Annotated in this window: 18 protein-coding genes and 3 riboswitches; of the genes, 9 read left to right on the forward strand and 9 right to left on the reverse strand. The window is 70.6% G+C overall.

The features are described 5' to 3' along the window. Window positions 1-4: 4 nt before the first annotated feature. Window positions 5-1,642 carry a methyl-accepting chemotaxis protein gene (locus JHD77_RS01920; protein ID WP_031756501.1) on the forward strand — a complete coding sequence of 546 codons (1,638 nt, stop codon included), beginning with the start codon at window positions 5-7 and terminating at the stop codon, window positions 1,640-1,642. Window positions 1,643-1,653: 11 nt separating this feature from the next. Here the strand turns inward: JHD77_RS01920 and JHD77_RS01925 are convergent, their stop codons facing one another. Together JHD77_RS01925 and JHD77_RS01930 are read right to left on the reverse strand one after the other, a co-directional pair. Beyond that, a complete protein-coding gene (locus JHD77_RS01925) occupies window positions 1,654-1,911 on the reverse strand; it encodes a hypothetical protein (protein WP_003101434.1) in 258 nt (85 codons plus the stop codon). A gap of 50 nt (window positions 1,912-1,961) precedes the next feature. After that, a complete protein-coding gene (locus tag JHD77_RS01930; protein WP_003101432.1) occupies window positions 1,962-2,735 on the reverse strand; it encodes an SDR family oxidoreductase in 774 nt (257 codons plus the stop codon). Between the two features lie 210 nt (window positions 2,736-2,945). On the opposite strand from JHD77_RS01930, the gene JHD77_RS01935 reads away from it, so the two are divergent. The 3 genes from JHD77_RS01935 to JHD77_RS01945 all read left to right on the forward strand — a co-directional run bounded on the left by JHD77_RS01935 (window position 2,946) and on the right by JHD77_RS01945 (window position 5,412). After that, a complete protein-coding gene (locus JHD77_RS01935; protein WP_003091026.1) occupies window positions 2,946-3,782 on the forward strand; it encodes an AraC family transcriptional regulator in 837 nt (278 codons plus the stop codon). Between the two features lie 50 nt (window positions 3,783-3,832). After that, window positions 3,833-4,426, forward strand: coding sequence for a LysE family translocator (locus tag JHD77_RS01940; protein WP_003114018.1), 594 nt, complete (start codon window positions 3,833-3,835; stop codon window positions 4,424-4,426). 119 nt (window positions 4,427-4,545) lie between these two features. Then, a complete protein-coding gene (locus JHD77_RS01945; protein WP_003101427.1) occupies window positions 4,546-5,412 on the forward strand; it encodes an MBL fold metallo-hydrolase in 867 nt (288 codons plus the stop codon). Here the strand turns inward: JHD77_RS01945 and JHD77_RS01950 are convergent, their stop codons facing one another. Genes JHD77_RS01950 through JHD77_RS01965 form a run of 4 tightly spaced genes read right to left on the reverse strand, consistent with a single transcriptional unit; the run spans window position 5,413 to window position 10,394 of the window. Continuing rightward, window positions 5,413-6,444, reverse strand: coding sequence for a FecCD family ABC transporter permease (locus JHD77_RS01950; protein WP_003101425.1), 1,032 nt, complete (start codon window positions 6,442-6,444; stop codon window positions 5,413-5,415). It abuts the gene before it with no gap. Next, a complete protein-coding gene (locus tag JHD77_RS01955; RefSeq protein ID WP_003118070.1) occupies window positions 6,441-7,412 on the reverse strand; it encodes an ABC transporter substrate-binding protein in 972 nt (323 codons plus the stop codon). Before JHD77_RS01955 ends, JHD77_RS01950 begins: the two co-directional genes overlap by 4 nt. Then, on the reverse strand, window positions 7,409-8,182 hold the full coding sequence (locus JHD77_RS01960) for an ABC transporter ATP-binding protein (protein WP_003091019.1): 774 nt from the start codon (window positions 8,180-8,182) through the stop codon (window positions 7,409-7,411). Before JHD77_RS01960 ends, JHD77_RS01955 begins: the two co-directional genes overlap by 4 nt. Window positions 8,183-8,234: 52 nt before the next feature. Continuing rightward, window positions 8,235-10,394 (reverse strand): TonB-dependent receptor, encoded by a 2,160-nt coding sequence (locus JHD77_RS01965; RefSeq protein WP_015649119.1) that lies wholly within the window; start codon window positions 10,392-10,394, stop codon window positions 8,235-8,237. A gap of 99 nt (window positions 10,395-10,493) precedes the next feature. Continuing rightward, a riboswitch (cobalamin riboswitch) is annotated at window positions 10,494-10,698 on the reverse strand. 157 nt (window positions 10,699-10,855) lie between these two features. After that, window positions 10,856-11,024: riboswitch (yybP-ykoY riboswitch) on the forward strand. 6 nt (window positions 11,025-11,030) lie between these two features. Between JHD77_RS01965 and mntP the strand changes: the two genes are divergently transcribed. Then, window positions 11,031-11,600, forward strand: a complete 570-nt coding sequence (gene mntP, locus JHD77_RS01970; protein ID WP_003122506.1) for a manganese efflux pump MntP — start codon at window positions 11,031-11,033, stop codon at window positions 11,598-11,600. Between the two features lie 54 nt (window positions 11,601-11,654). On the opposite strand, the gene JHD77_RS01975 is transcribed toward mntP, so the two are convergent. Genes JHD77_RS01975 through JHD77_RS01985 form a run of 3 tightly spaced genes read right to left on the reverse strand, consistent with a single transcriptional unit; the run spans window position 11,655 to window position 14,720 of the window. After that, window positions 11,655-12,383 carry a cobalt-precorrin-6A reductase gene (locus tag JHD77_RS01975; protein WP_016253210.1) on the reverse strand — a complete coding sequence of 243 codons (729 nt, stop codon included), beginning with the start codon at window positions 12,381-12,383 and terminating at the stop codon, window positions 11,655-11,657. Next, window positions 12,380-13,480: a cobalt-precorrin-5B (C(1))-methyltransferase gene (locus JHD77_RS01980; RefSeq protein WP_003114022.1), complete on the reverse strand. Its 1,101-nt coding sequence runs from the start codon at window positions 13,478-13,480 to the stop codon at window positions 12,380-12,382. Before JHD77_RS01980 ends, JHD77_RS01975 begins: the two co-directional genes overlap by 4 nt. Further along, window positions 13,473-14,720, reverse strand: coding sequence for a bifunctional cobalt-precorrin-7 (C(5))-methyltransferase/cobalt-precorrin-6B (C(15))-methyltransferase (locus tag JHD77_RS01985; protein WP_016253211.1), 1,248 nt, complete (start codon window positions 14,718-14,720; stop codon window positions 13,473-13,475). The genes JHD77_RS01980 and JHD77_RS01985 overlap by 8 nt, the downstream gene beginning before the upstream one ends. A gap of 85 nt (window positions 14,721-14,805) precedes the next feature. Beyond that, window positions 14,806-15,056, forward strand: a riboswitch (cobalamin riboswitch). Window positions 15,057-15,146: 90 nt separating this feature from the next. Between JHD77_RS01985 and cobG the strand changes: the two genes are divergently transcribed. Genes cobG through cobJ form a run of 4 tightly spaced genes read left to right on the forward strand, consistent with a single transcriptional unit; the run spans window position 15,147 to window position 19,561 of the window. Beyond that, window positions 15,147-16,517, forward strand: coding sequence for a precorrin-3B synthase (gene cobG / locus JHD77_RS01990; protein ID WP_016253212.1), 1,371 nt, complete (start codon window positions 15,147-15,149; stop codon window positions 16,515-16,517). Then, window positions 16,514-17,140, forward strand: coding sequence for a precorrin-8X methylmutase (locus tag JHD77_RS01995; RefSeq protein ID WP_003107929.1), 627 nt, complete (start codon window positions 16,514-16,516; stop codon window positions 17,138-17,140). Before cobG ends, JHD77_RS01995 begins: the two co-directional genes overlap by 4 nt. Continuing rightward, window positions 17,137-17,889: a precorrin-2 C(20)-methyltransferase gene (locus JHD77_RS02000; RefSeq protein ID WP_003091011.1), complete on the forward strand. Its 753-nt coding sequence runs from the start codon at window positions 17,137-17,139 to the stop codon at window positions 17,887-17,889. Before JHD77_RS01995 ends, JHD77_RS02000 begins: the two co-directional genes overlap by 4 nt. Beyond that, window positions 17,882-19,561 (forward strand): precorrin-3B C(17)-methyltransferase, encoded by a 1,680-nt coding sequence (gene cobJ, locus JHD77_RS02005; RefSeq protein ID WP_031756751.1) that lies wholly within the window; start codon window positions 17,882-17,884, stop codon window positions 19,559-19,561. The genes JHD77_RS02000 and cobJ overlap by 8 nt, the downstream gene beginning before the upstream one ends. The last annotated feature ends 37 nt before the right edge of the window (window positions 19,562-19,598 follow it).

Raw genomic sequence — 19,598 nt, forward strand, 5'->3', positions numbered from 1 at the left:
CGGCATGCTGCAATGGTTCGCTAACCTGTCGTTCCGCAGGAAAATCGCCCTGCCGATCCTCCTGCTGGCGGTGCTTCTGCTGCTGGTGGGCGCGCTCGGCGTGCATGGCATCGCCCAGCTGAACGAGTCCAACCAGCGCCTGGGCAAGCGTTTTCTCCCCGGCATCGCCCTGCTACTCAACGCCGACCGCGATCTCTACCAGGCCTTCGTCGCCGAGCGCAGCCTGCTCGAGGGCCACCTGAGCGCCGAGCAGATCGCCGGCCTGAGGAACGATCACGCGGAAAACCTGCAGCAGGCCCTGGATCGGGTGCGCCAGTACGCGGCGATGCAGCCGGGCGAGGCGGAACTGGCCAAGGTCGCCGAGTTCGAGCGCGGCTATGCCCTCTGGAGCGCGACCTCGGCGCGGGTGCTGAGCCTGGCGGCCAGCGGTCCGAGCGCCGCGGCGCAGCTCAGCTACGGTGACAGCGATCGCCAGTTCGGGGCGATGCGCGAGGTGATCAACCAGCTCGACGAGATGGAAGAGGCGGCCGCGGCCGCCGACGGCGAGGCGTCCTCCGCGCTGGGCGAGCGCCACCGCTGGCAGCAGGTGGCGCTGGTGGCGTTCGGCCTGCTGGTGTGCCTGTCGCTGGTGCTGGTGTTCCCCGGCCTGGTGACCCGTCCGTTGCAGCGTCTGCTGCAACGCCTGGAAGAGATCGCCAACGGCGATGGCGACCTGCGCGTGCGCCTGGAGGTCACTTCGCGCGACGAACCCGGCCGCCTCGGCAGCGCCTTCAACGCCTTCCTCGACAAGTTGCAGCCGCTGATCCGCGAGGTCGGCCGGGTCACCGGCGAGGTCGCCGATTCAGCCGGTTCGCTGGCCGGCATGACCGCCGCCAACGATCGTCTGATCAACAGCGAGCACGCATCGGTGGACCAGGTCAGCACCGCCGCGACGCAGATGAGCAGCGCCGTCCACGAGGTGGCGCGCAATGCCCAGAGCGCCGCGCAGGTGGCCGATGACGCCCGCCGGCAGGCGCGCGAGGGCGCCAACGTGGTGGAAGCGACCATCGAGGTGATCCGCCAGTTGGCGCAGGAAGTGGAGAGCAGTTCCGAGAGCATCCAGCAACTGGCCCAGGAAACCGCCAGCATCGACGCGGTGCTGACGGTGATCAAGGGCATCGCCGAACAGACCAACCTGCTCGCCCTCAACGCCGCCATCGAAGCCGCGCGGGCCGGCGAGCAGGGGCGCGGTTTCGCCGTGGTGGCCGACGAGGTGCGGGCGCTGGCGGCGCGCACCCAGGATTCGACCAAGGACATCCAGGCGCGCATCGAGCGCCTCCAGGCCGGGGTGCAGAACGCCGTGCGGGCCATGCAGTCGGGCAGCCTCAAGGCGCGCGACAGCGTCGAGCGCGCCGCCGGGGTCGACGGCGTGCTGGCCGCCACCGGCGACGCGGTGGGGCGGATCAACGACCTCGCCGCGCAGATCGCCTCGGCCTGCGAGGAGCAGAGCCGGGTAATCGACGAAATCGCCCGCAACATCAGCGAGGTGCGCGAGCTTTCCGCCCAGGCGGCGGAACATTCGGAGCAGGGTACCGGGGCCAGCCGCCGGCTGTCCGAGCTGTCCTCGGAACTGGCGCGGCTGGTCGGCCGTTTCCGCGTCTGAAGCGCCGCCGCCTAGCGCGGCGCCAGCCAGATCGCCACGCCGGCCAGTGCCGCCGGGACCAGGAAGACCAGCAGCAGGATCGGCAGTTCTTCGCGCAAGCCGTAGCCAGCGTGCTGGACGCCGACCCACAGGTTGACCAGCGCGACGGCCAGCCAGGTCGGCAGGAACAGGCCGGCAGCGAGCGCCGGCCCGGCATCCCAGAGTTTGCCGAAGAGCAGGAACAGGCCGAGCAGGACGATGCCGCCGGCGATTACCAGGGTCACGTGCATGAAGGGTTTCCGCAGGCAGGCAGCGACCGCCGTGGCGGCCGCTGCGTGGCTCACTTGGTGGAGAAGCCGCCGTTGATGAGGATGGTCTGGCCGGTGATCCACCAGCCTTCGCTGACCAGGTGGCGGATGAACGGCACCACGTCGTCGATGTCGGTCAGGCCGGTTTTGGAGAACGGCGACAAGGCCGCGGCGTTCTTCAGGTAGTCCACCGCATCGGCACCTTCGGCGGGGTAGAAGAAGGGCGTGTCCATGGGGCCCGGGCCGACCGCGGTGACCGAGATGCCGCGCGCGCCGAACTCCTTGGAAGCGGCACGGGTGAAGTGCTCCACCGGCGCCTTGGTGCCGGCATAGGCGGCGTAGTACGGGGTATAGGCGCCAAGCAGGGAGGTCACCAGGGTGCAGATCTTGCCGTTGTCGTTGACGTGCTTGCCGGCTTCGCGCAGGAAGAAGAACGCAGATTTGGAATTGACCGCGCTCATCTCGTCGTATTCGGTCTCGCTGATCTCGGTGATGGGTTTCTTCAGCACCTTGCCGACGGTGTTGATGGCGATGTCCGGCTTGCCCACCGCGGCGATGGCGTCGGCGAACAGCTTTTCCATGGCCGCGGCGCTGGTGAGATCGCCCTGCAGCGCTACCGCCTTGGCTCCGGCTGCCTGCAGCGCGGCGACGGTGGCGTCGGCATCGGCCTTGCTCGCGGCGCTGTTGTAGTGGATGGCGATCGCCTTCGCGCCGTGGGCGGCGAGATCACGGGCGATCAGCCCGCCCAGGTTCTTGGCGCCGCCGGTGATGAGGACGGTCTTGCCTTTGATGGAGTGGTCGACCATGGGGTGTTTCTCCTGCGGTGAGTGGAGAACCCAGTCTAGGGAGGGCGGCCTTGCGGAGTAATCGCGGCGGCCTGGATAGATTGTCCAGAAACGCCGATCAATTCCCGCCTCCGGAGGAGCGCAGCCGCCTGCACGAATCTTCTAGAACCCCGGGACGGGCGCGTTATAGTCGCGGCGACGAAACCAACGAGTGGGAAGACCTGACGCACGATGGGGAGCCGAGACTGGATCGACCTGGCCCGCGACGCCGAGACCGGGATCGAGACCCTGCGCGCCCATTTCGAGGGCCACGCCTACGATCCGCACTGGCACGACAGCTACCTGATCGGCTACACCGAGATCGGCGTGCAGCAATTCAACTGCCGCCGACGCCGACACGACAGCACCGCCGGCCAGGTATTCCTGGTCGAACCGGGGGAGATCCACGACGGTCGCGCGCCGATCGCCGGCGGCTTCACCTACTCGATGCTGTACCTGCAGCCGGACTGGCTGCGGCGCGAACTGCGGGCGACCTTCGACGATGCGCCCAGCGACCGCGACCCCGGCTTCCACGCCAACCTCACCGAAGACCCGCGCCTGACCCTGGCCATCGCCCAGGCCTTCCGCGTCCTGCATGGCCGCGAGCTGCGACTGCTGCGGCAGACCGCCCTGGAGCTGGTGCTGGAGCGGCTGCGCGTGCACCTCGGCTGGCGCGAGGCGAAGCCATTCGATCCGCGCCTGCCGCTGGTGGCGCAGAAAGCCCGCGACTACCTGCATGCGCACTTCTACCAGGACATCGGCCTGGACGAGCTGGCCAGCGCCTGCGGCACCGACCGCTTCCGCCTGAACCGTGCATTCAAGGCCGCCTACGGCTTGCCACCCTACGCCTACCTGGTCCAGTTGCGCCTGGCCAAGGCGCGGCAGATGCTCGCTGTCGGCGGGCAACCGGCGGACCTCGCCAGCGCTCTCGGTTTCGCCGACCAGAGCCATCTCGGCCGCTGGTTCCGGCGCGCCTACGGGATGACCCCGGCGGCCTACCGCCGGCAGTGCACCCAGCTTCCAGACTGAGGCCCGGCGCGTCGCCAGGATGAAGGCTCCCCCGCCACAGGAGCCCGTCCATGCAATCCCTCGTGCCCTTCCTGCTGTTCGCCGTCGTCGCCTCGATCACCCCCGGACCGACCAACATCCTGGTCCTGAGCAACAGCCAGCGCCACGGCCTGGCCGCCGCCTGGCCGATCGTGCTCGGCGCCTGCGCGGCGGTGGCGGCGCTGATCCTGCTGCTCGGGCTCGGCCTGGGCGAGTTGCTGCGACGCCATCCGCTGCTCCAGCAGGGGCTCGCCTGGCTCGGCGTCGGCTGGCTCAGCTACCTGGCCTGGAGCCTGTTCCGCAGCGCGGGCGGCATCGACGGCGCGGAGCCGCCGCGGCGCCTCGGCGTGCTCGGCGGCGCGGCGTTGCAACTGGTCAATCCCAAGGCCTGGATGATGGCCCTCGCCGCGCTGGCACTGTTCGCCGGGGAAGGCGCCGGACAGGCCGGGCGGATCGGCCTGCTGGCATTGCTGTTCTTCCTGGTTTCGCTGCCGTGCCTGGCCAGTTGGGCCTTGCTCGGCGTCGGCAGCGCGCGGCTGCTGCGCTCGCCGTCGCTGATGAAACGCTTCAACCAGGGCATGGCGCTGTTGTTGCTGGCATCGGCCTGGGCCGCCCTGCTGCTCTGAGGCGGTCCGGTAGCTTCCTGACAAACCTGTGGGTTGGTACGCCGGGCCCGGGTTGGCTATGGTGGGACGATCCGTAGCCATGGCGCGGTCGCCGTCAGCACGCCGCGCAAGGAACCTCCATGTTGAAACCCGACATCACTGCCTTCTTCGACCCGGCCACCTCCACCTACAGCTACGTGGTGCGCGACCCGTCCAGCCGCGCCTGCGCCATCGTCGACCCGGTGCTCGACTACGACCCGGCCGCCGGGCGCACCAGCCATGCCAGCGCCGAACGCCTGATCGCCCACGTTCGCCAGCACGACCTGCAGGTGGAATGGCTGCTGGAGACCCACGTGCACGCCGACCACCTGTCGGCGGCCATCTTCCTGCAGCGCGAACTGGGCGGGTGCCTGGCCATCGGCGCGCGAATCACCCAGGTGCAGGCGAAATTCTCCGGCCTGTTCAACCTCGGCGAGGCGTTCCCGGTGGACGGCCGCCAGTTCGAGCACCTGTTCGAGGACGGCGAGTCGTTCCGCATCGGCGCCCTGGAATGCCGCGCGCTGCATACCCCGGGGCATACCCCGGCGTGCATGACCTACCTGGTCGGCGACAGCGCCTTCGTCGGCGATACCCTGTTCATGCCCGACTACGGCACCGCCCGCTGCGATTTCCCCGGCGGCGACGCGCGCCAGCTGTATCGCTCGATCCAGCGCCTGTTCGCGCTACCCGACGCGACCCGCCTGTTCATGTGCCACGACTACACGGCTCCCGGCCGCGACGAGCACCGCTGCGAAACCAGCGTCGGCGAGCAGCGCCGGCACAACGTGCACGTCCGCGAAGGCGTCGACGAGGAGGCGTTCGTCGCCATGCGCCAGCAGCGCGATGCCACCCTCGGCATGCCGACCCTGATGCTGCCGGCGATCCAGGTCAACATGCGCGGCGGCAACCTGCCGCCGGTGGAAGGCAACGGGGTGCGTTACCTGAAGATCCCGCTGGATCTGTTCTGATCAGCTGCGGCGACGCAGCAGGAGAATGAAGAACAGCCCGCCGATGGCCGCGGTGGCGATGCCGATGGGCAGGTCCTGGGGGGCGATCAGGGTACGCGCGGCGACATCCATCCAGACCAGGAACAGCGCGCCGAGCAGGGCGCACACCGGCAGCAGTCGGCGGTGCTCGGCACCCACCAGCAGGCGCGCGGCGTGCGGCAGCATGAGACCGACGAAGCCGATGGCGCCGCTCACCGAGACCAGCACGCCGGTCAGCAGCGAGCAGCAGACGAAGACCCACAGGCGTACGCGACGGGCGTCCAGGCCGAGGGTCACGGCGGTCTGTTCGCCGGCCATCAGCGCGTTCAGCGCACGGCCCAGCCCGAGCAGTACCAGCAGGCCGCCGGCCACGCACAGCGCCGGCAGCCAGATCAACGACCAGCGCGCCAGGCCGAGGCCGCCGAGCATCCAGAACAGCACAGAGGAGGCGGCGCGGTGGTCGCCGAGGAACAGCAGCAGGTTGGCCAGCGCCAGGAGCACGAACGACACCGCGACCCCCGCCAGCAACAGCCGGTCGCTGCCCAGGCGGCCGCCGCGACTGGCCACGCCGAGCACCAGCAGCATGCTGCCGAGGGCGCCGAGGAAGGCCGCCAGCGGCAGGGTCAGCAGGCCGATCACCTCGCCGATGTAGAGCACCACCAACACCGCGCCGAGGGTCGCGCCGGAGGTGGCGCCGAGCAGGTGCGGATCGGCCAGCGGATTGCGCGTGACCGCCTGCAGGGCCGCTCCCACCAGCGCCAGGCCGGCGCCGACGCAGGCGCCGAGCAGTACCCGTGGGGCGCGGATCAGCCAGACGATGTGCTCCTGGCCGGCGCTCCAGGCACCGGGCTCCGCCGCCACGCCGAACAGGCGCTGGAGGACGATGCGGCCGACCAGGCCGCTGTCCAGTCGCGCCGGACCGAAGCCGAGGGCGACCACGCAGGACAGGCCGAGCAACATGACCAGGCTGCCCAGCAACAGGCAATAGGCGCGAGGGCTGCGGAACAGGGTCATGGACGTGGCGCCCGAGGGTGGAGGCCGGCGACCAGGGTTTCTATCGCCGCGGCGTTGCCGATGCCCGGCGTGGCCTGGTTATAGGGCAGGACGATGAAGCGTCGCTCGCGGATCGCGGTCAGGCTGCGCAGCGCCGGGTTCTCTTCGAGGAAGCGCTGCTTCTGCGCGGCGCTGGTCTCGCCGTAGTCGACGATGACGATGACCTGCGGATCGCGGGCGACCACGCTTTCCCAGTTGACCTGGGTCCAACTGGCCGCCACGTCGTCGGTCACGCTGCGGCCGCCGGCGGCCTCGATCAGCGCCTGCGGCATGCCCAGGCGGCCAGAGGTGAAGGGGCGGTCCTCGCCGCTGTCGTAGAGGAACACCCGCGGCGCCTCGGTGTTCGCCGGGATGCCGGCGCGGGCGCGCTCGATGCGTGCCTGGAGGCTGGCGACCAGGCGCTCGGCGCGCGGTTCGACGTCGAAGATCCGTCCCAGGTTGCGCAGGTCGCGGTACAGCTCGTCGAGGCTGGCGCGGCGCGGCTCGCCGATCTGCGCGCAGGATTCGCTCAGCTCGTAGACCTTCACCCCCAGCGGCTCCAGGCTGGCCGGAGTGAGGTCGCCGCCGACGCGCATGCCGTAGCCCCAACCGGCGAAGAAGAAGTCGGCGTCGACATCGAGCAGGGTTTCCGCCGTGGGGTAGCGCGCCACCAGCTCGGGCAGCGGCTTGAGCGCGGCGATCAATCCGGGATCGGCATTCTTCCACCAGCCGCTGATGCCGGTATAGCCGACCATGCGCGTCTGCAGACCGAGGGCGACCATCATCTCGGTGAGGTTGATGTCGTGGCTGACTGCGCGCGACGGCGCGCGCTCGAACGTCACTTCGCGCTCGCAGCTGCGCACGCTGAGCGGGTAGCGCTCGGCCAGCGCGGCATCGGCGCAGGCGAGCAGGGCGCCGAGCAGCAGGTGGTGCAGGATCGGGTGCTTCATGCTTGGGTAATCCAGGTCAGGCGCGGGTGGTCGGCGAGGGGGTGGCGGTCGACCAGGGCGCGGACGCCGAACACCCGCCACAGCAGGTCGGCGTCGAGCACCTCGGTCGGCGTGCCCTGGGCGACGATGCGCCCGCCGTCGAGCACGTAGAGGCGGTCGCAGAAGGCCGCCGCCAGGTTGAGGTCGTGGAAGCTCGCCAGGGTGCTCAGGCCGAGGCCGCGCAGCAGGCGCAGAAGCTCCAGCTGGTAGCGCGGGTCGAGGTGGTTGGTCGGTTCGTCGAGGATCAGCAGGCGCGGTTCCTGGACCAGCGCGCGAGCCAGCAGGGCGCGCTGCTTCTCGCCACCGGAGAGGCTGGCGAAGGGGCTCGCGGCACGCCCTTCGAGACCGACCTGGAGCAGCGCCTGGCGGACCCGCTGGCGGTCGTCCGCGCCGTGGCCGTCGAACAGGCCCTTGTGCGGCGTGCGGCCCATGGCGACCACGTCCTCGACGGCAAGGCCGAAGTCCTCGGGGAACTCCTGCAACACCACCGCGATACGCCGGGCGGCCCAGCGCGGCGGCTGGCGCCAGAGGTCGTCGCCGTCGAGCACCACCCGGCCGCGCTGCGGTCGCGCATAGCGGAAGGCGCAGCGCAGCAGGCTGGTCTTGCCGCTGCCGTTGGGGCCGATCAGGCCGACGAAGCTGCCGGCCGGGACTTCCAGGTGCACGCCGCGCAGCAACTCGGTGGAGGCGTCGGGCGACCAGTGCAGGGCATCGAGGTGAAGGGACGACATGGCTACTCGCAGGTCCGGTGGTTCAGCAGAGACGATTGCCGCGGTGCCGGCTTCAGAAACTGAAGTCGGCGGTGACGTTGAACGAGCGCGGCTGGCCCATGATCCATTGCTGGCCGTTGTTGTTGTCAGCCAGGGCGTACTGGCGGTCGAACAGGTTGTACAGCTCAAGGCCGAGGGTCAGGTCCGGCCGTACCCGCCAGCCCAGGTTGGCGTCGACCACCGTGTAGCCGGGCAGGCTGGCCTGGTTGGCGGCGTCGGCGTAGCGCCGGTCGACGTAGCGCAGCCCGGCGCCGACGCGCAGGGTCTCGGCGAAGGACTTGTCCAGCCAGAGGTTGGCGGTGCGCCGTGGCACGTTCCTGGGGCGGTTGCCGTTGCGCGAGTAGGTCTGCTTGTCGATCGTTTCGTCGAAGTCGTCGTATTCGGCACGCACCAGCGCGGCGTTCGCTGACAGCCGCCAGTCCTGGGCCAGGTTCAATTCCAGGCTGGCCTCCAGGCCGTCCGAACTCTGCTGGCCGACCTGCTGCGCGTCGTGCGGCGGCAGCGGGTTGGCGCTGAGCAGCTTCTTCTTGACGATATGGTAGGCGGCCAGGGTCCATTCGCCGCGACCGTCCGGGAACAGTTGCTTGAGGCCGACCTCGGTCTGCTTCGAGTGGGTCAGGTCCATTTGCTGCTGGGCCGCGTTGAGGGTGATCAGGTTGCTCACACCGTCTTCGCTGGTGGAGTACTGGCCGTACAGCGACAGTTCCGGGGTCAGCGCGAAGACCAGCCCGGCGCGCCAGTTGCCGCCCTGCAGGCTGCGGTCGCTGCGGGTGCCGGTGAGCAGGTCGTCGCGGTCGATATGGTTCTGGTCGCGGCGCACCCCGGTCACCAGCGACAGGCGCTCGTTGAGCTGCAGGCGGTTCTCGGCGAACAGGGCGAAGGTGCGGGTCTGGCTGCGCGAGTGCGGCCGGTAGGGCGAGCGGCTTTCGAAGTAGCCGGGCGCGGGATGCCAGGGGTCGATGTAGTCGCCGCCGACATCGGTATAGGGCGATATGTTGTTGGTCAGGCGGAAGCGGATGCGGTTGTACTCGGCGCCGACCAGGGTGCGGCTGTCGAGGCCGAACAGGGCGTGCTGGAAGGCGAAGGTCTGGCGGTCGCCGATCTGCTCCTGCTCGTGGCTGATGCGCAGGTAGTCCTTGCGCAACAGCTCTTCGCGCGGGACGTCCCATTCGTAGGTTTCGGCGTTGCGCCAGTGGCGGCGGGCCTTGATGTAGTACAGCTGGTTGCTCGCGGTGACGCTGTCGGAAAGGCTCCAGTCGCTGGTCAGGCGGGTCCACTGGTCGTTGTAGCGCTGCACGTCGTTGCGCACGTTGTAGTTCTTCTCGCGCAGGCGCTTGTGGTACTTGCCGCCGACCAGCGGGGTGCCGAAGTCGTTCATCGGCTCCTGGTCGCCATAGTCGTGGGCGAGGGTGAAGGCCAGATCGTCGCTGGCCTGCCAGCGCAGCGCCGCGCTGATGCCCAGGTTGCGCGAGTCGCCACGGTCGATCCAGCCGTGGCTCTGCTGCTGGTTCAGGTTGAGCCGGTAGCTGAGGCTGTCGGTCAGCGAGCCGCCGCTGTCCAGGGCCAACTGGCGGTTGTCGTAGGAGCCGTAGCCGAGGCGCAGGTGGTTGCGGATCTCGCCGGCGAAAGGCTTCTTCGGCACCACGTTGATCACCGCGCCGGTGGCGCCTTCGCCGTACAGCACCGAGGCCGGGCCGCGGATCACGTCGATGCGCTCGACCATCCACGGATCGCTGGGGAAGTTCACCGTGCCCATGCCGGTGTACAGGCGCGTGCCGTCGAACAGTTGCATCACCGATGCATGGCCGCTGAAGCCGCGCGCCGAGAGGCCGGTACCGCCATCTCCGGGGGTGCCGATGAAGCTGATGCCGGGGCTGCGGGTAACGGCGGCCTGGACGCTGGGGTTGTTGCGTCGGCGAACTTCCTCGCCGCTGATGCTGCTGGTGCTCGCCGGGGTGTCCAGGGCGCTGAGGCCCAGGCGCGAACCGGCACTGACCGGAGTGGCGAGGTCGATGTGGTCGAGTTCGGCGGGATCCTGGCGAACGCTGACCAACTGGCTGGGCAGGGCGAGGGCGGCTTCCTCGGTTTCGGCGAGGGCGGGCGGTACCAGCAGCAGGCTGGTGGAGAGGCCGAGGGCGAAAGGCTCGGTGCGCAAACGGCTGAAGCGGGGCATGGGCGTTCCATCTCATGACCGGGCAGGACGGAACGCGCAGGAAATCGCAGGCGCGACAGCGCCTCGAACAACCGGCTCGCTCCCGCCCACCGCGGGTGTGCCAACAGGGCGTTGCAGGCCGGTCTCCGGGCTTGCGAGGGTCGTGAAATCCTCGCCTTCCCATGCTGGAGCACAGTGGCCTGAAGAGGATTTCGCTCGCTTACCGTTGCGGGGGCAGCGCCGGACTGATCACCGAAGTGACGCACCGGCTTCCCGTTTCACCTCCTGCGCGGCGGCAGGAGGCACCTGGAACGGGCCGGATGGGAACATCCGCACCGTTTCCAGTCAAGCCTTGAACGATCTGGATTGAATAAAATGTTATACTATAACAATTCGCTTGTGCAGTCTTTCTTCGCCGGACCCCACGCCCTGGCGCAGCTTCCCGGGTCATCACATTTTCTTCACGCCGGCCTGCTATGCTGCCGGCCTTCCTTGGGGAGTAGCCTGCCGTCACCCGTTGACGGCGCGCTGGTCAACATTCTTGGCAACCTGCCATGGCCAGCGCATCCAACCGGATTGGTGAGACCAACGACATTCCTGCGCCGAAGCCGGGCCGCGGGGTCATGTCGTTGACTCATGCCCGGCTGGAGTATCCGCGTGAATCCCGTTTCCCTGATCTTCCTCGCCTTCGCCATGTCCACCGATGCCTTCGCCGCGGCCATCGGCAAGGGCTCCAGCCTGGATCGGCCGCGCCTGTCGGAGGCGTTGCGCACCGGGATAATCTTCGGCGTGATCGAGGCCATCACCCCTCTGGTCGGCTGGCTGCTTGGCCAGGCCGCCAGCCAGTTCGTCGCCGACTGGGATCACTGGATCGCCTTCGTCCTGCTGGTGCTGCTCGGCCTGCACATGATCCACAACGGCCTGCGCGCGGATCATGAGACGGAACAGGAAAAGCCCGGCCAGCATTCGTTCTGGATTCTCGCGGTGACGGCGCTGGCCACCAGCATCGACGCGCTGGCGGTGGGCGTCGGCCTGGCCTTCGTCGACGTCAACATCTTCCTCGCCGCCGGTGCCATCGGCCTGGCCACCATGACCATGGTCACCCTCGGCACCATGCTCGGCCGGGCGCTCGGCGCAGTGACCGGCAAGCGCGCGGAGATGGTCGGCGGGGTGGTGCTGATCCTGGTCGGCGCGACCATTCTCTACGAGCATCTCAGCGCGGCGTGAGCGGCGCCGGAGACGGAGGCGGGACAGGTCGCAGCGAGTGGGTGGGCGTTCGCTTCAGGCGCTTTCCCAATCGCGGATCGCCGTCAGCAGCGCCTCGCCGTCGGCGAACTCGCGGTCCGCCGGCGGCAGCGCCGGGCGCGCCAGGACCAGCACCGGCAGGCCCATTTCCCGCGCCACCTGGAGCTTCGGCTCGGTGGCCTGGCTACCGCTGTTCTTGCTCACCAGCACGTCGCAGGCGAGGCGCTCGAACAACGCCCGTTCGCCATCCAGGCTGAACGGCCCGCGCGCGCCGATCACCTTGGCGCGCGGCGCGGCCGGCTGGCCTTGCAGGCAGCGCACGGTCCAGTGCTGGTGCGGCGGGACCTGGCCGAGATGCTCCAGCGGTTCGCGGCCGAGGGTGAACAGCGGACGGCGGAAGGGTGCGAGGGCGGCGATCAGCTCGCGCCAGTCGGCTACCTCGCGCCAGTCGTCGCCGGGCCCGGCCTGCCAGCCGGGCCGGCGCAGCGCCCAGCAGGGCACTCCGGCCAGTCGCGCGGCGCGCACGGCGTTCTGGCTGATCCGTGCGGCGTAGGGGTGGGTGGCGTCCACCAGCAGGTCGAAGCCCTGCTCGTCGATGAACGCCGCCAGCCCTTCGGCGCCGCCGTAGCCGCCGACCCGGACCCGGCAGGCCAGGTCGCCGGGCACCTTGCCCAGCCCGGCGAGGCTGTAGAGATGCGCCGGACCGAGCCGGCGGGCGAGGGCCAGGGCCTCACCGATCCCGCCGAGCAGCAACAGGCGCTTCATCGGCGCTCCTCGCAGGCCTGGCCGACCAGGTTGCCCTGGCGGTCGATGGCGAAGACTTCCAGCGCCACCTCGGTGGGCACGATGCCGCGGGCGAAGCGCAGGGCGTGGGCGCAGACCGCATCGCCCAGGGCCACGCCTTCGGCGTGTGCCTGGGCCAGCGCCTGCTGGCTGGTGTTGGCGGCGCGCATGCTGTCCTGTAGCGCGGTGCTGGCACCGAGCGCGGCGGCCCAGCCGGCCAATTGCGGCAGGTCGATGCTGGAATGGCGGCTGTGCAGGTCGAGGTGGCCGCCGGCGAGCTTGCTGATCTTGCCGAAGCCGCCGCACAGGCTGAGCTTTTCCACCGGCGCCCTGCGCAGGTGCTTGAGCACCGCGCCGGCGAAGTCGCCCATCTCGATCAGGGCGATCTCCGGCAGCGCATAGCGCCGGCGCATGGCGTCCTCGCTGGCGTTGCCGGTACAGGCGGCGATGTGACGGACGCCGTTGGCGCGAGCGACATCGATGCCCTGATGGATCGAGGCGATATAGGCCGAGCAGGAGAACGGCCGGACGATGCCGCTGGTGCCGAGGATCGACAGCCCGCCGAGGATGCCCAGGCGCGGGTTCATGGTCTTCAGCGCCAGCTCGGCGCCGCCCTCCACGCCGATGGCGACCTCGAAGCCGCCGGCGTAGCCCCGTTCGGCGGCGAGCTGGGCGAGGTGGCGTTCGATCATCTGTCGCGGCACCGGATTGATCGCCGGCTCGCCGACCGCCAGGGTCAGCCCCGGGCGGGTCACCGTACCGACCCCGGGGCCGGCATGGAAGCGCACGCCAGGCTCGGCGCTCAGGCGCACCCGGGCGAACACCAGGGCGCCATGGGTGACGTCGGGATCGTCGCCGGCATCCTTGAGGGTGCCGGCTTCCGCGCCGTTTTCCCAGGCGCGGCAGAATTCCAGGCGCATCAGCACCTGCTGGCCCTTGGGCAGGACGATCTGCACCGCGTCGCTGATCGTGCCGCCCAGCAGCAGGCGCGCCGCCGCCAGGCTGGTGGCGGTGGCGCAACTGCCGGTGGTGTAGCCGCTGCGCAACGGCGCGGGCTGCTCGGGGGTTTCCTCACGCATCGCGGGGAGGCTTCCTGGCGGCGGGCTTGCGCAATTCCAGCAGGGTGATCGGCAAGGCCTGGCGCCAGGTGTCGAAACCGCCCAGCGGTCGCGCGTGGGCGACGCCGAGGCGGGTGAGGTCGCCACCCAGGCGTTGCTGCCAGTCGAGCAGCACCCGTTCGCTCTGCAGGGTGACCGCGTTGGCGAGCAGGCGGCCGCCGGGCCGCAGGCGCTTCCAGCAGGTTTCCAGCACGCCCTCGGCGGTGACCCCGCCGCCGATGAAGATGGCGTCCGGCTCGGGCAGTTCCAGCAGCGCCTCCGGGGCGCTGCCGGCGACCAGGTGCAGGGTCGGTACGCCTAGGGCGTCGCGGTTGTGGCGGATATGTTCCTGGCGCTCGTCGTTGGCTTCGATGGCGATCGCCCGGCAACTGGGGTGCGCGCGCATCCATTCGATGCCGATGGAGCCGCAACCGGCGCCGACGTCCCAGAGCAGCTCGCCGGGGCAGGGCGCCAGGCGCGCCAGGGTCACGGCGCGGACGTCGCGCTTGGTCAACTGGCCGTCGTGGCGATAGGCCTCGTCGGCCAGGCCCGGGGTCAGCGGCAGGCGCACGGCGCCGGCGCCGGCGCGGCATTCCACCGCCACCAGGTTGAGATCGGCGGCGCGCGGCAGCGACCAGTCGCCGGCGAGGCCGTCGAGACGGCGCTCGAGCGGCCCGCCGAGGTGTTCCAGCACGCTCAGGCGACTGGCGCCGAAGCCACGGGCGTTCAACAGGCGGGCGATGGCGGCCGGGCTGTCGCCGTCGTTGCTGAGGACCAGCAGGCGCCGGCCGTCGTGGACCTGTGCCTGCAGCGCCGCCAGCGGGCGCGCCACCAGCGACAGGCAGGCGACCTCCTGCAGGGCCCAGCCGAGGCGGGCGGCGGCCAGCGAGAGGGAGGAGGGCGCCGGCAGGACCCGCAGTTCGGTCGCCAGCAGTTGCCGGGCGAGACTGGCGCCGACGCCGAACAGCATCGGGTCGCCGCTGGCCAGCACGCAGGTCGGCTGGCCGCGCCGGGCCAGCAATGGTTCCAGGGAGAACGGCGTCGGCCAGGTTTCGCGGGCGGCGCCGATGCACGGCGGCAGCAGTTCCAGCTGGCGCGCCGCGCCGACGATCCGGCTGGCTTGCAGCAGGGCACGCCGGGCCTGCTTGCCGAGGCCGGGATAACCGTCCTCGCCGATGCCCACCAGGGTCAGCCAGGGCGGCGTCGAGTCTGCCGATGACACGGTTCCGATACTCCTGAAATGCGTCTGTGAAGGGCCCGCGACGGCTTCCGGACGGAATGGGTTTTCCCGGCCCCGGGCTGGGCGGCATAATAGCGCGTTCGTCGGTGCCCGGCCCTTTCGCGTTAGCGCGGGGCCAACGAGGGCCGAAGAGGGAACACGGAGCCGCGGTCTTTTCGAAGCCCGGGCCTAGCCGTGGCTGCCCCCGCAACTGTATGCAGCCTGTATTCGCGCCATTCGCCACTGGATTACCGGGAAGGCGGCGCGAAGCGGAGGTTCCTCCCCCGGGTGGAACGCCGGGCTGCGAGCCAGGAGACCTGCCGCCGAAACCAGTCGCGAGTGCCAACATCGGGCGGGGTGTACCGATGCCGTGGTCTGTCCCTGGGGGACAGCGGTGCGGTCGCCGCGACGCCGATTCGAGTAGCGTTTTTGAACGACGACCAGACCCCGGCGCCCCTGCCCGTACCACGTCCGTCGCCCTGTCCCGGCCTGCTGCGTATCGTCCAGGCGCTGGACGGCGGCATCTGCCGCATCAAGCTCGACGCCGGCCGCCTGGACGCCGCCCAGGCACGCGCCGTGGCGGCCGCGGCGCGGGATTGCGCCAGCGGCGTGATCGAGGCGACCAACCGTTCCAACCTGCAATTGCGCGGCGTCCGTCGCGGCGAGGAAGAGCGGCTTGTCCGCCGCCTGCTGGACGCCGGCCTCGGTCCCCGGCATGAGTCCCTGGCCGGCGCCGACGACGTGCGTAACCTGATGCTCAGCCCGGCCGCCGGGCTCGATCCGCACCTGTCGCTGGACGTGCGCCCGCTGGCCGCTCGGCTGTTGCTGCGGCTCCAGGCGGACAGCCGCTACCACGCGCTGTCGGCCAAGTTCGCCATCCAGCTGGACGGCGGCGAAGACCTGGCGATGCTCGAACATCCCCATGACATCTGGCTCTCGCCGATGCCCGCGGCGCCGACCGCGACGCTGGTCTTCGGACTCGCCGGCTGCCCGGCCCGCGACCGCCCCCTGGCGGCGTTGCCGGCGGAGCGGGGCGAGTCCCTGGTGCTGGCGCTGCTCGACCTGTTCCTCGAGCGCGCCCAGCCGCAACAGACGCGAATGCGCCACCTGTTGCAGGAGCTGGCCGGAGAACCCTTGCTGGAGGCCTTGCAGGCGCGCCTGGATTTCCCTCTGCGGCGTGACGAGCGGGTGGCGGCCTGGCGGCGTTCGCCGGGGCGTCCGTGGAGTCATCTCGGCGTCCAGCCGCAACGCCAGCCGGGCCTGGTGATGGTCGGCGCGGCGGCGCCGCTCGGCCGGCTCGACAGCGCTTGCCTGGAAGGCCTGGCCGAGCTGGTCGAACGCCATGGCGACGGCAGCCTGCGCCTGACCCCCTGGCAAGGCGTGCTCCTGCCGAACCTGGCGCACGCCGAGGCCGACCAGGCGCTGCTCGGCCTGCGCGGACTCGGCCTGCTGACCGAGCCCGATGCGCCGTTGGCGCGGCTGATCGCCTGCAGCGGTTCCAGCGCCTGCGCCAGGGGCCTGGCCGACACCAAGGGCGACGCCTTGCGCCTGGCCGAACGCCTCGGCCCGCGCAGCGACCTGCCGCAACTGCACCTGTGCGGCTGCGAACGGTCCTGCGCCGCCGCCCACCGCGCGCCGCTCACCCTGCTGGCGCGCAGCGGCGGGTTCTACGACCTGTACCGGCACGACCCATGCCACCCCGGATTCGGCCAGTTGCTGGCCAGCCGCCTGACTTTCGCCACGGCCGCCGACTACCTGGCGGCCCTGCCTTCCCAGCCCACTTCCGGAAAACCCGCATGATTGACTACATCCGCGATGGCCAGGCGATCTATCGCCAGTCGTTCGCCACCATCCGCGCCGAAGCGAACCTCGCCGGCATCCCGGCCGACCTTGAAAAGCTCGCGGTCAGGGTGATCCACGCCTGCGGCATGGTCGACGTGGTCGACGACCTGCGCTTCTCGCCCGGCGCCGGCGCCGCCGGCCGCGCCGCGCTGGCCGCCGGCGCGGCGATCCTCTGCGACGCGCGGATGGTCGCCGAAGGCGTGACCCGCTCGCGGCTGCCCGCCGCCAACCGGGTGATCTGCACCCTCAACGAAGCGGACGTGCCGGCGCTCGCCACGGAACTCGGCAATACCCGCTCGGCGGTGGCCCTGGAGCACTGGCGCGAGCACCTGGAGGGCAGCGTGGTGGTGATCGGCAACGCGCCGACCGCGCTGTTCTACCTGCTGGAAATGCTCGACGCCGGCGCGCCGAAACCGGCGCTGATCCTGGGCTTCCCGGTCGGCTTCGTCGGCGCCGCGGAATCCAAGGAGATGCTCGCCGCCGATAGCCGCGGGGTGCCCTACGTGATCGTCCGCGGTCGCCGTGGCGGCAGCGCCATGGCCGCCGCGGCGGTGAACGCCCTGGCCACGGAGCGCGAATGATGAGTGTCGTGAAGGGCCGCCTGCTGGGCCTGGGCGTCGGGCCCGGCGATCCCGAACTGATCACCCTCAAGGCCCTGCGCCTGCTGCGCGCGGCGCCGGTGGTCGGCTATTTCGTGGCCAAGGGCAAGAAGGGCAACGCCTTCGGCATCATCGAGGCGCACCTGGACCAGGCCCAGGTGCGCCTGCCGCTGGTCTACCCGGTGACCACCGAGAAGCTGGAACCGCCGCTGTGCTACGAGACCATCATCAGCGATTTCTACGACACCGCCGCCGAACAGCTGGCCGCGCACCTGGACGCCGGCCGCGACGTGGCGGTGATCTGCGAGGGCGACCCGTTCTTCTACGGTTCCTACATGTACCTGCACGACCGCCTGGCGACGCGCTACGAAAGCGAAGTGGTGCCTGGCGTCTGCTCGATGCTCGGCGGCGCGGCGGTGCTCGGTGCGCCGCTGGTGTACCGCAACCAGAGCCTCTCGGTGCTCTCCGGAGTGCTGCCCGAGGAGGAGTTGCGCCGGCGCCTGGCGGATGCCGACGCGGCGGTGGTGATGAAGCTCGGCCGCAATTTCGACAAGGTCCGCCGCGTGCTGGTCGAGCTTGGCCTCGAGCGCCGCGCGCTGTACGTCGAGCGGGCGACCATGGCCAACCAGCGGATCGTGCCGTTGGAACGGGTGGAGCCGATGGCCTCGCCGTACTTCTCGCTGATCGTCGTCCCCGGCGACAAGTGGCAGGGAGGGGCCGGCGGTGAGTGACGCCCAGCAGGTTCCGGCCATCGTCATCCTCGGCCAGGGCGCGCTGGATACCGCGCGGCGGGTCCAGGCGCGCTATCCCGGGGCGCTGGTCCACGGGCTCGCCGGGCGGGTCGAGGCCGACCGTTCCTATACGGACTTCGGCGACACCCTGCGCGAACTGTATTGCGCCGACCGCCCGATCGTCGCCCTGTGCGCCGCCGGCATCGTCATTCGCAGCCTGGCGCCGTTGTTGCAACGCAAGGGAGCGGAGCCGCCGGTGCTGGCCCTGGCCGAGGACGGTAGCGCGGTGGTGCCGCTGCTCGGCGGGCTGGCCGGGGTCAACCGGCTGGCGCGGGAAATCGGCGAGGTGCTGGCCGTGGCGCCGGCGATCACCACCAGCGGCGAGCTGCGCTTCGGCACCTGCGTGCTCAACCCGCCCGCCGGTTATGTCCTGACCGACCTGGAGCAGGGCAAGCGCTTCGTTGCCGATTTGCTCGGTGGCCAGCCGGTGCGCGTCGAGGGTGCCGCCGACTGGCTCGACGCGGCCCGTTTGCCGCGCGACCCGGAGGCAGCGCTGGCGATTCACGTGACGCCCTCGGCGCGTGCGCCGCGGGCCGAGGAACTGCTGATCCATCCGCGCTGCGTGCTGGCGGCGCTCGAACCTGCCGACGCGGCGGCGGACGCGGTGCGCCAGGCGCTGGTCGATGCCGGCCTGGCCGCGGCGGCGCTCGGCGGCTTGCTGGCCGACAGCGCGCGGATGGCCGATCCGCGCCTGCAGGCCGCCGCCGATGCGCTCGGCGTACCGCTGCGCTTCCTGCCGCAGGCCGATCCCGCTGCGCGCCTGCGCCAGGCCTTGCCCGCCGCCGAGCAGGTCGGCGACCGGCTGGCGGTGGCCGCCGCGCCCTTGGCGATGGACCGCATCGGCCAGCGTCGCGGCCGACTCACAGTGATCGGCCTGGGGCCCGGCTGCGCCGAGCTGATGGTGCCTGCGGCGCGGCGGGCACTGGACGAGGCCGAGGACATCCTCGGCTACCAGACCTACGTCGACATGGCCGGACCCTTCCGCGCCGGACAGGTGCTGCATGGCAGCGACAACCGCGAGGAATTGCAGCGCGCCCGGCATGCCTTCGAACTGGCGGCGACGGGCAGGGCGGTGGTGCTGGTATCGTCCGGCGACCCCGGCGTGTTCGCCATGGCCGCCGCGGTGCTGGAAGCCCTGCATGGCGCTGGCGAGCCGGCCTGGGACGCGGTCGAGCTGCGGATCTTCCCTGGCGTCTCGGCGGCCCTGGCCACCGCGGCCAGGGCGGGGGCGCCTCTGGGCCACGATTTCTGCCTGCTGTCGCTGTCCGACAACCTCAAGCCCTGGGAGGTGATCGAGCGGCGCCTGGACCTGGCCGGCGCCGCCGACCTGGCGATGGCTTTCTACAATCCGATCTCGCGGGCGCGGCCCTGGCAACTGGGACGGGCGCTGGAGATCGTCGCCCGCCATCGTTCGCCGCAGACCCTGGTGGTGCTCGGTCGCGACATCGGGCGGCCCGGTGAGCGCCTGCTGCGCACCACCCTGGGCGAGCTGCGTGCGGAGCAGGTGGACATGCGCACCCTGGTGATCATCGGCTCGTCCACTACCCGCAGCTTCCCGCGCGCCGACGGCGAAGCCTGGGTCTACACGCCGCGCTGGTACCCATCGGAATAGCGGGGCGGGAGCGCGCGCGGAAATGTGGCAGACTGCT

Source organism: Pseudomonas sp. P20 (assembly GCF_016463925.1).
GTDB lineage: Bacteria > Pseudomonadota > Gammaproteobacteria > Pseudomonadales > Pseudomonadaceae > Pseudomonas > Pseudomonas aeruginosa.

Bases quoted from the DNA above. Each gene is read 5' to 3' on its own strand.
- JHD77_RS01980 (WP_003114022.1), bottom strand. From the start codon at position 13,480: ATGCGTGAGGAAACCCCCGAGCAGCCCGCGCCGTTGCGCAGCGGCTAC.
- JHD77_RS01955 (WP_003118070.1), bottom strand. From the start codon at position 7,412: ATGAAGCACCCGATCCTGCACCACCTGCTGCTCGGCGCCCTGCTCGCC.
- JHD77_RS01960 (WP_003091019.1), bottom strand. From the start codon at position 8,182: ATGTCGTCCCTTCACCTCGATGCCCTGCACTGGTCGCCCGACGCCTCC.
- JHD77_RS01995 (WP_003107929.1), top strand. From the start codon at position 16,514: ATGATTGACTACATCCGCGATGGCCAGGCGATCTATCGCCAGTCGTTC.
- JHD77_RS01925 (WP_003101434.1), bottom strand. From the start codon at position 1,911: ATGCACGTGACCCTGGTAATCGCCGGCGGCATCGTCCTGCTCGGCCTG.
- JHD77_RS01950 (WP_003101425.1), bottom strand. From the start codon at position 6,444: ATGACCCTGTTCCGCAGCCCTCGCGCCTATTGCCTGTTGCTGGGCAGC.
- JHD77_RS01940 (WP_003114018.1), top strand. From the start codon at position 3,833: ATGCAATCCCTCGTGCCCTTCCTGCTGTTCGCCGTCGTCGCCTCGATC.
- JHD77_RS01965 (WP_015649119.1), bottom strand. From the start codon at position 10,394: ATGCCCCGCTTCAGCCGTTTGCGCACCGAGCCTTTCGCCCTCGGCCTC.
- JHD77_RS01975 (WP_016253210.1), bottom strand. From the start codon at position 12,383: ATGAAGCGCCTGTTGCTGCTCGGCGGGATCGGTGAGGCCCTGGCCCTC.
- JHD77_RS01930 (WP_003101432.1), bottom strand. From the start codon at position 2,735: ATGGTCGACCACTCCATCAAAGGCAAGACCGTCCTCATCACCGGCGGC.
- JHD77_RS02000 (WP_003091011.1), top strand. From the start codon at position 17,137: ATGATGAGTGTCGTGAAGGGCCGCCTGCTGGGCCTGGGCGTCGGGCCC.
- JHD77_RS01945 (WP_003101427.1), top strand. From the start codon at position 4,546: ATGTTGAAACCCGACATCACTGCCTTCTTCGACCCGGCCACCTCCACC.
- JHD77_RS01935 (WP_003091026.1), top strand. From the start codon at position 2,946: ATGGGGAGCCGAGACTGGATCGACCTGGCCCGCGACGCCGAGACCGGG.
- JHD77_RS01920 (WP_031756501.1), top strand. From the start codon at position 5: ATGCTGCAATGGTTCGCTAACCTGTCGTTCCGCAGGAAAATCGCCCTG.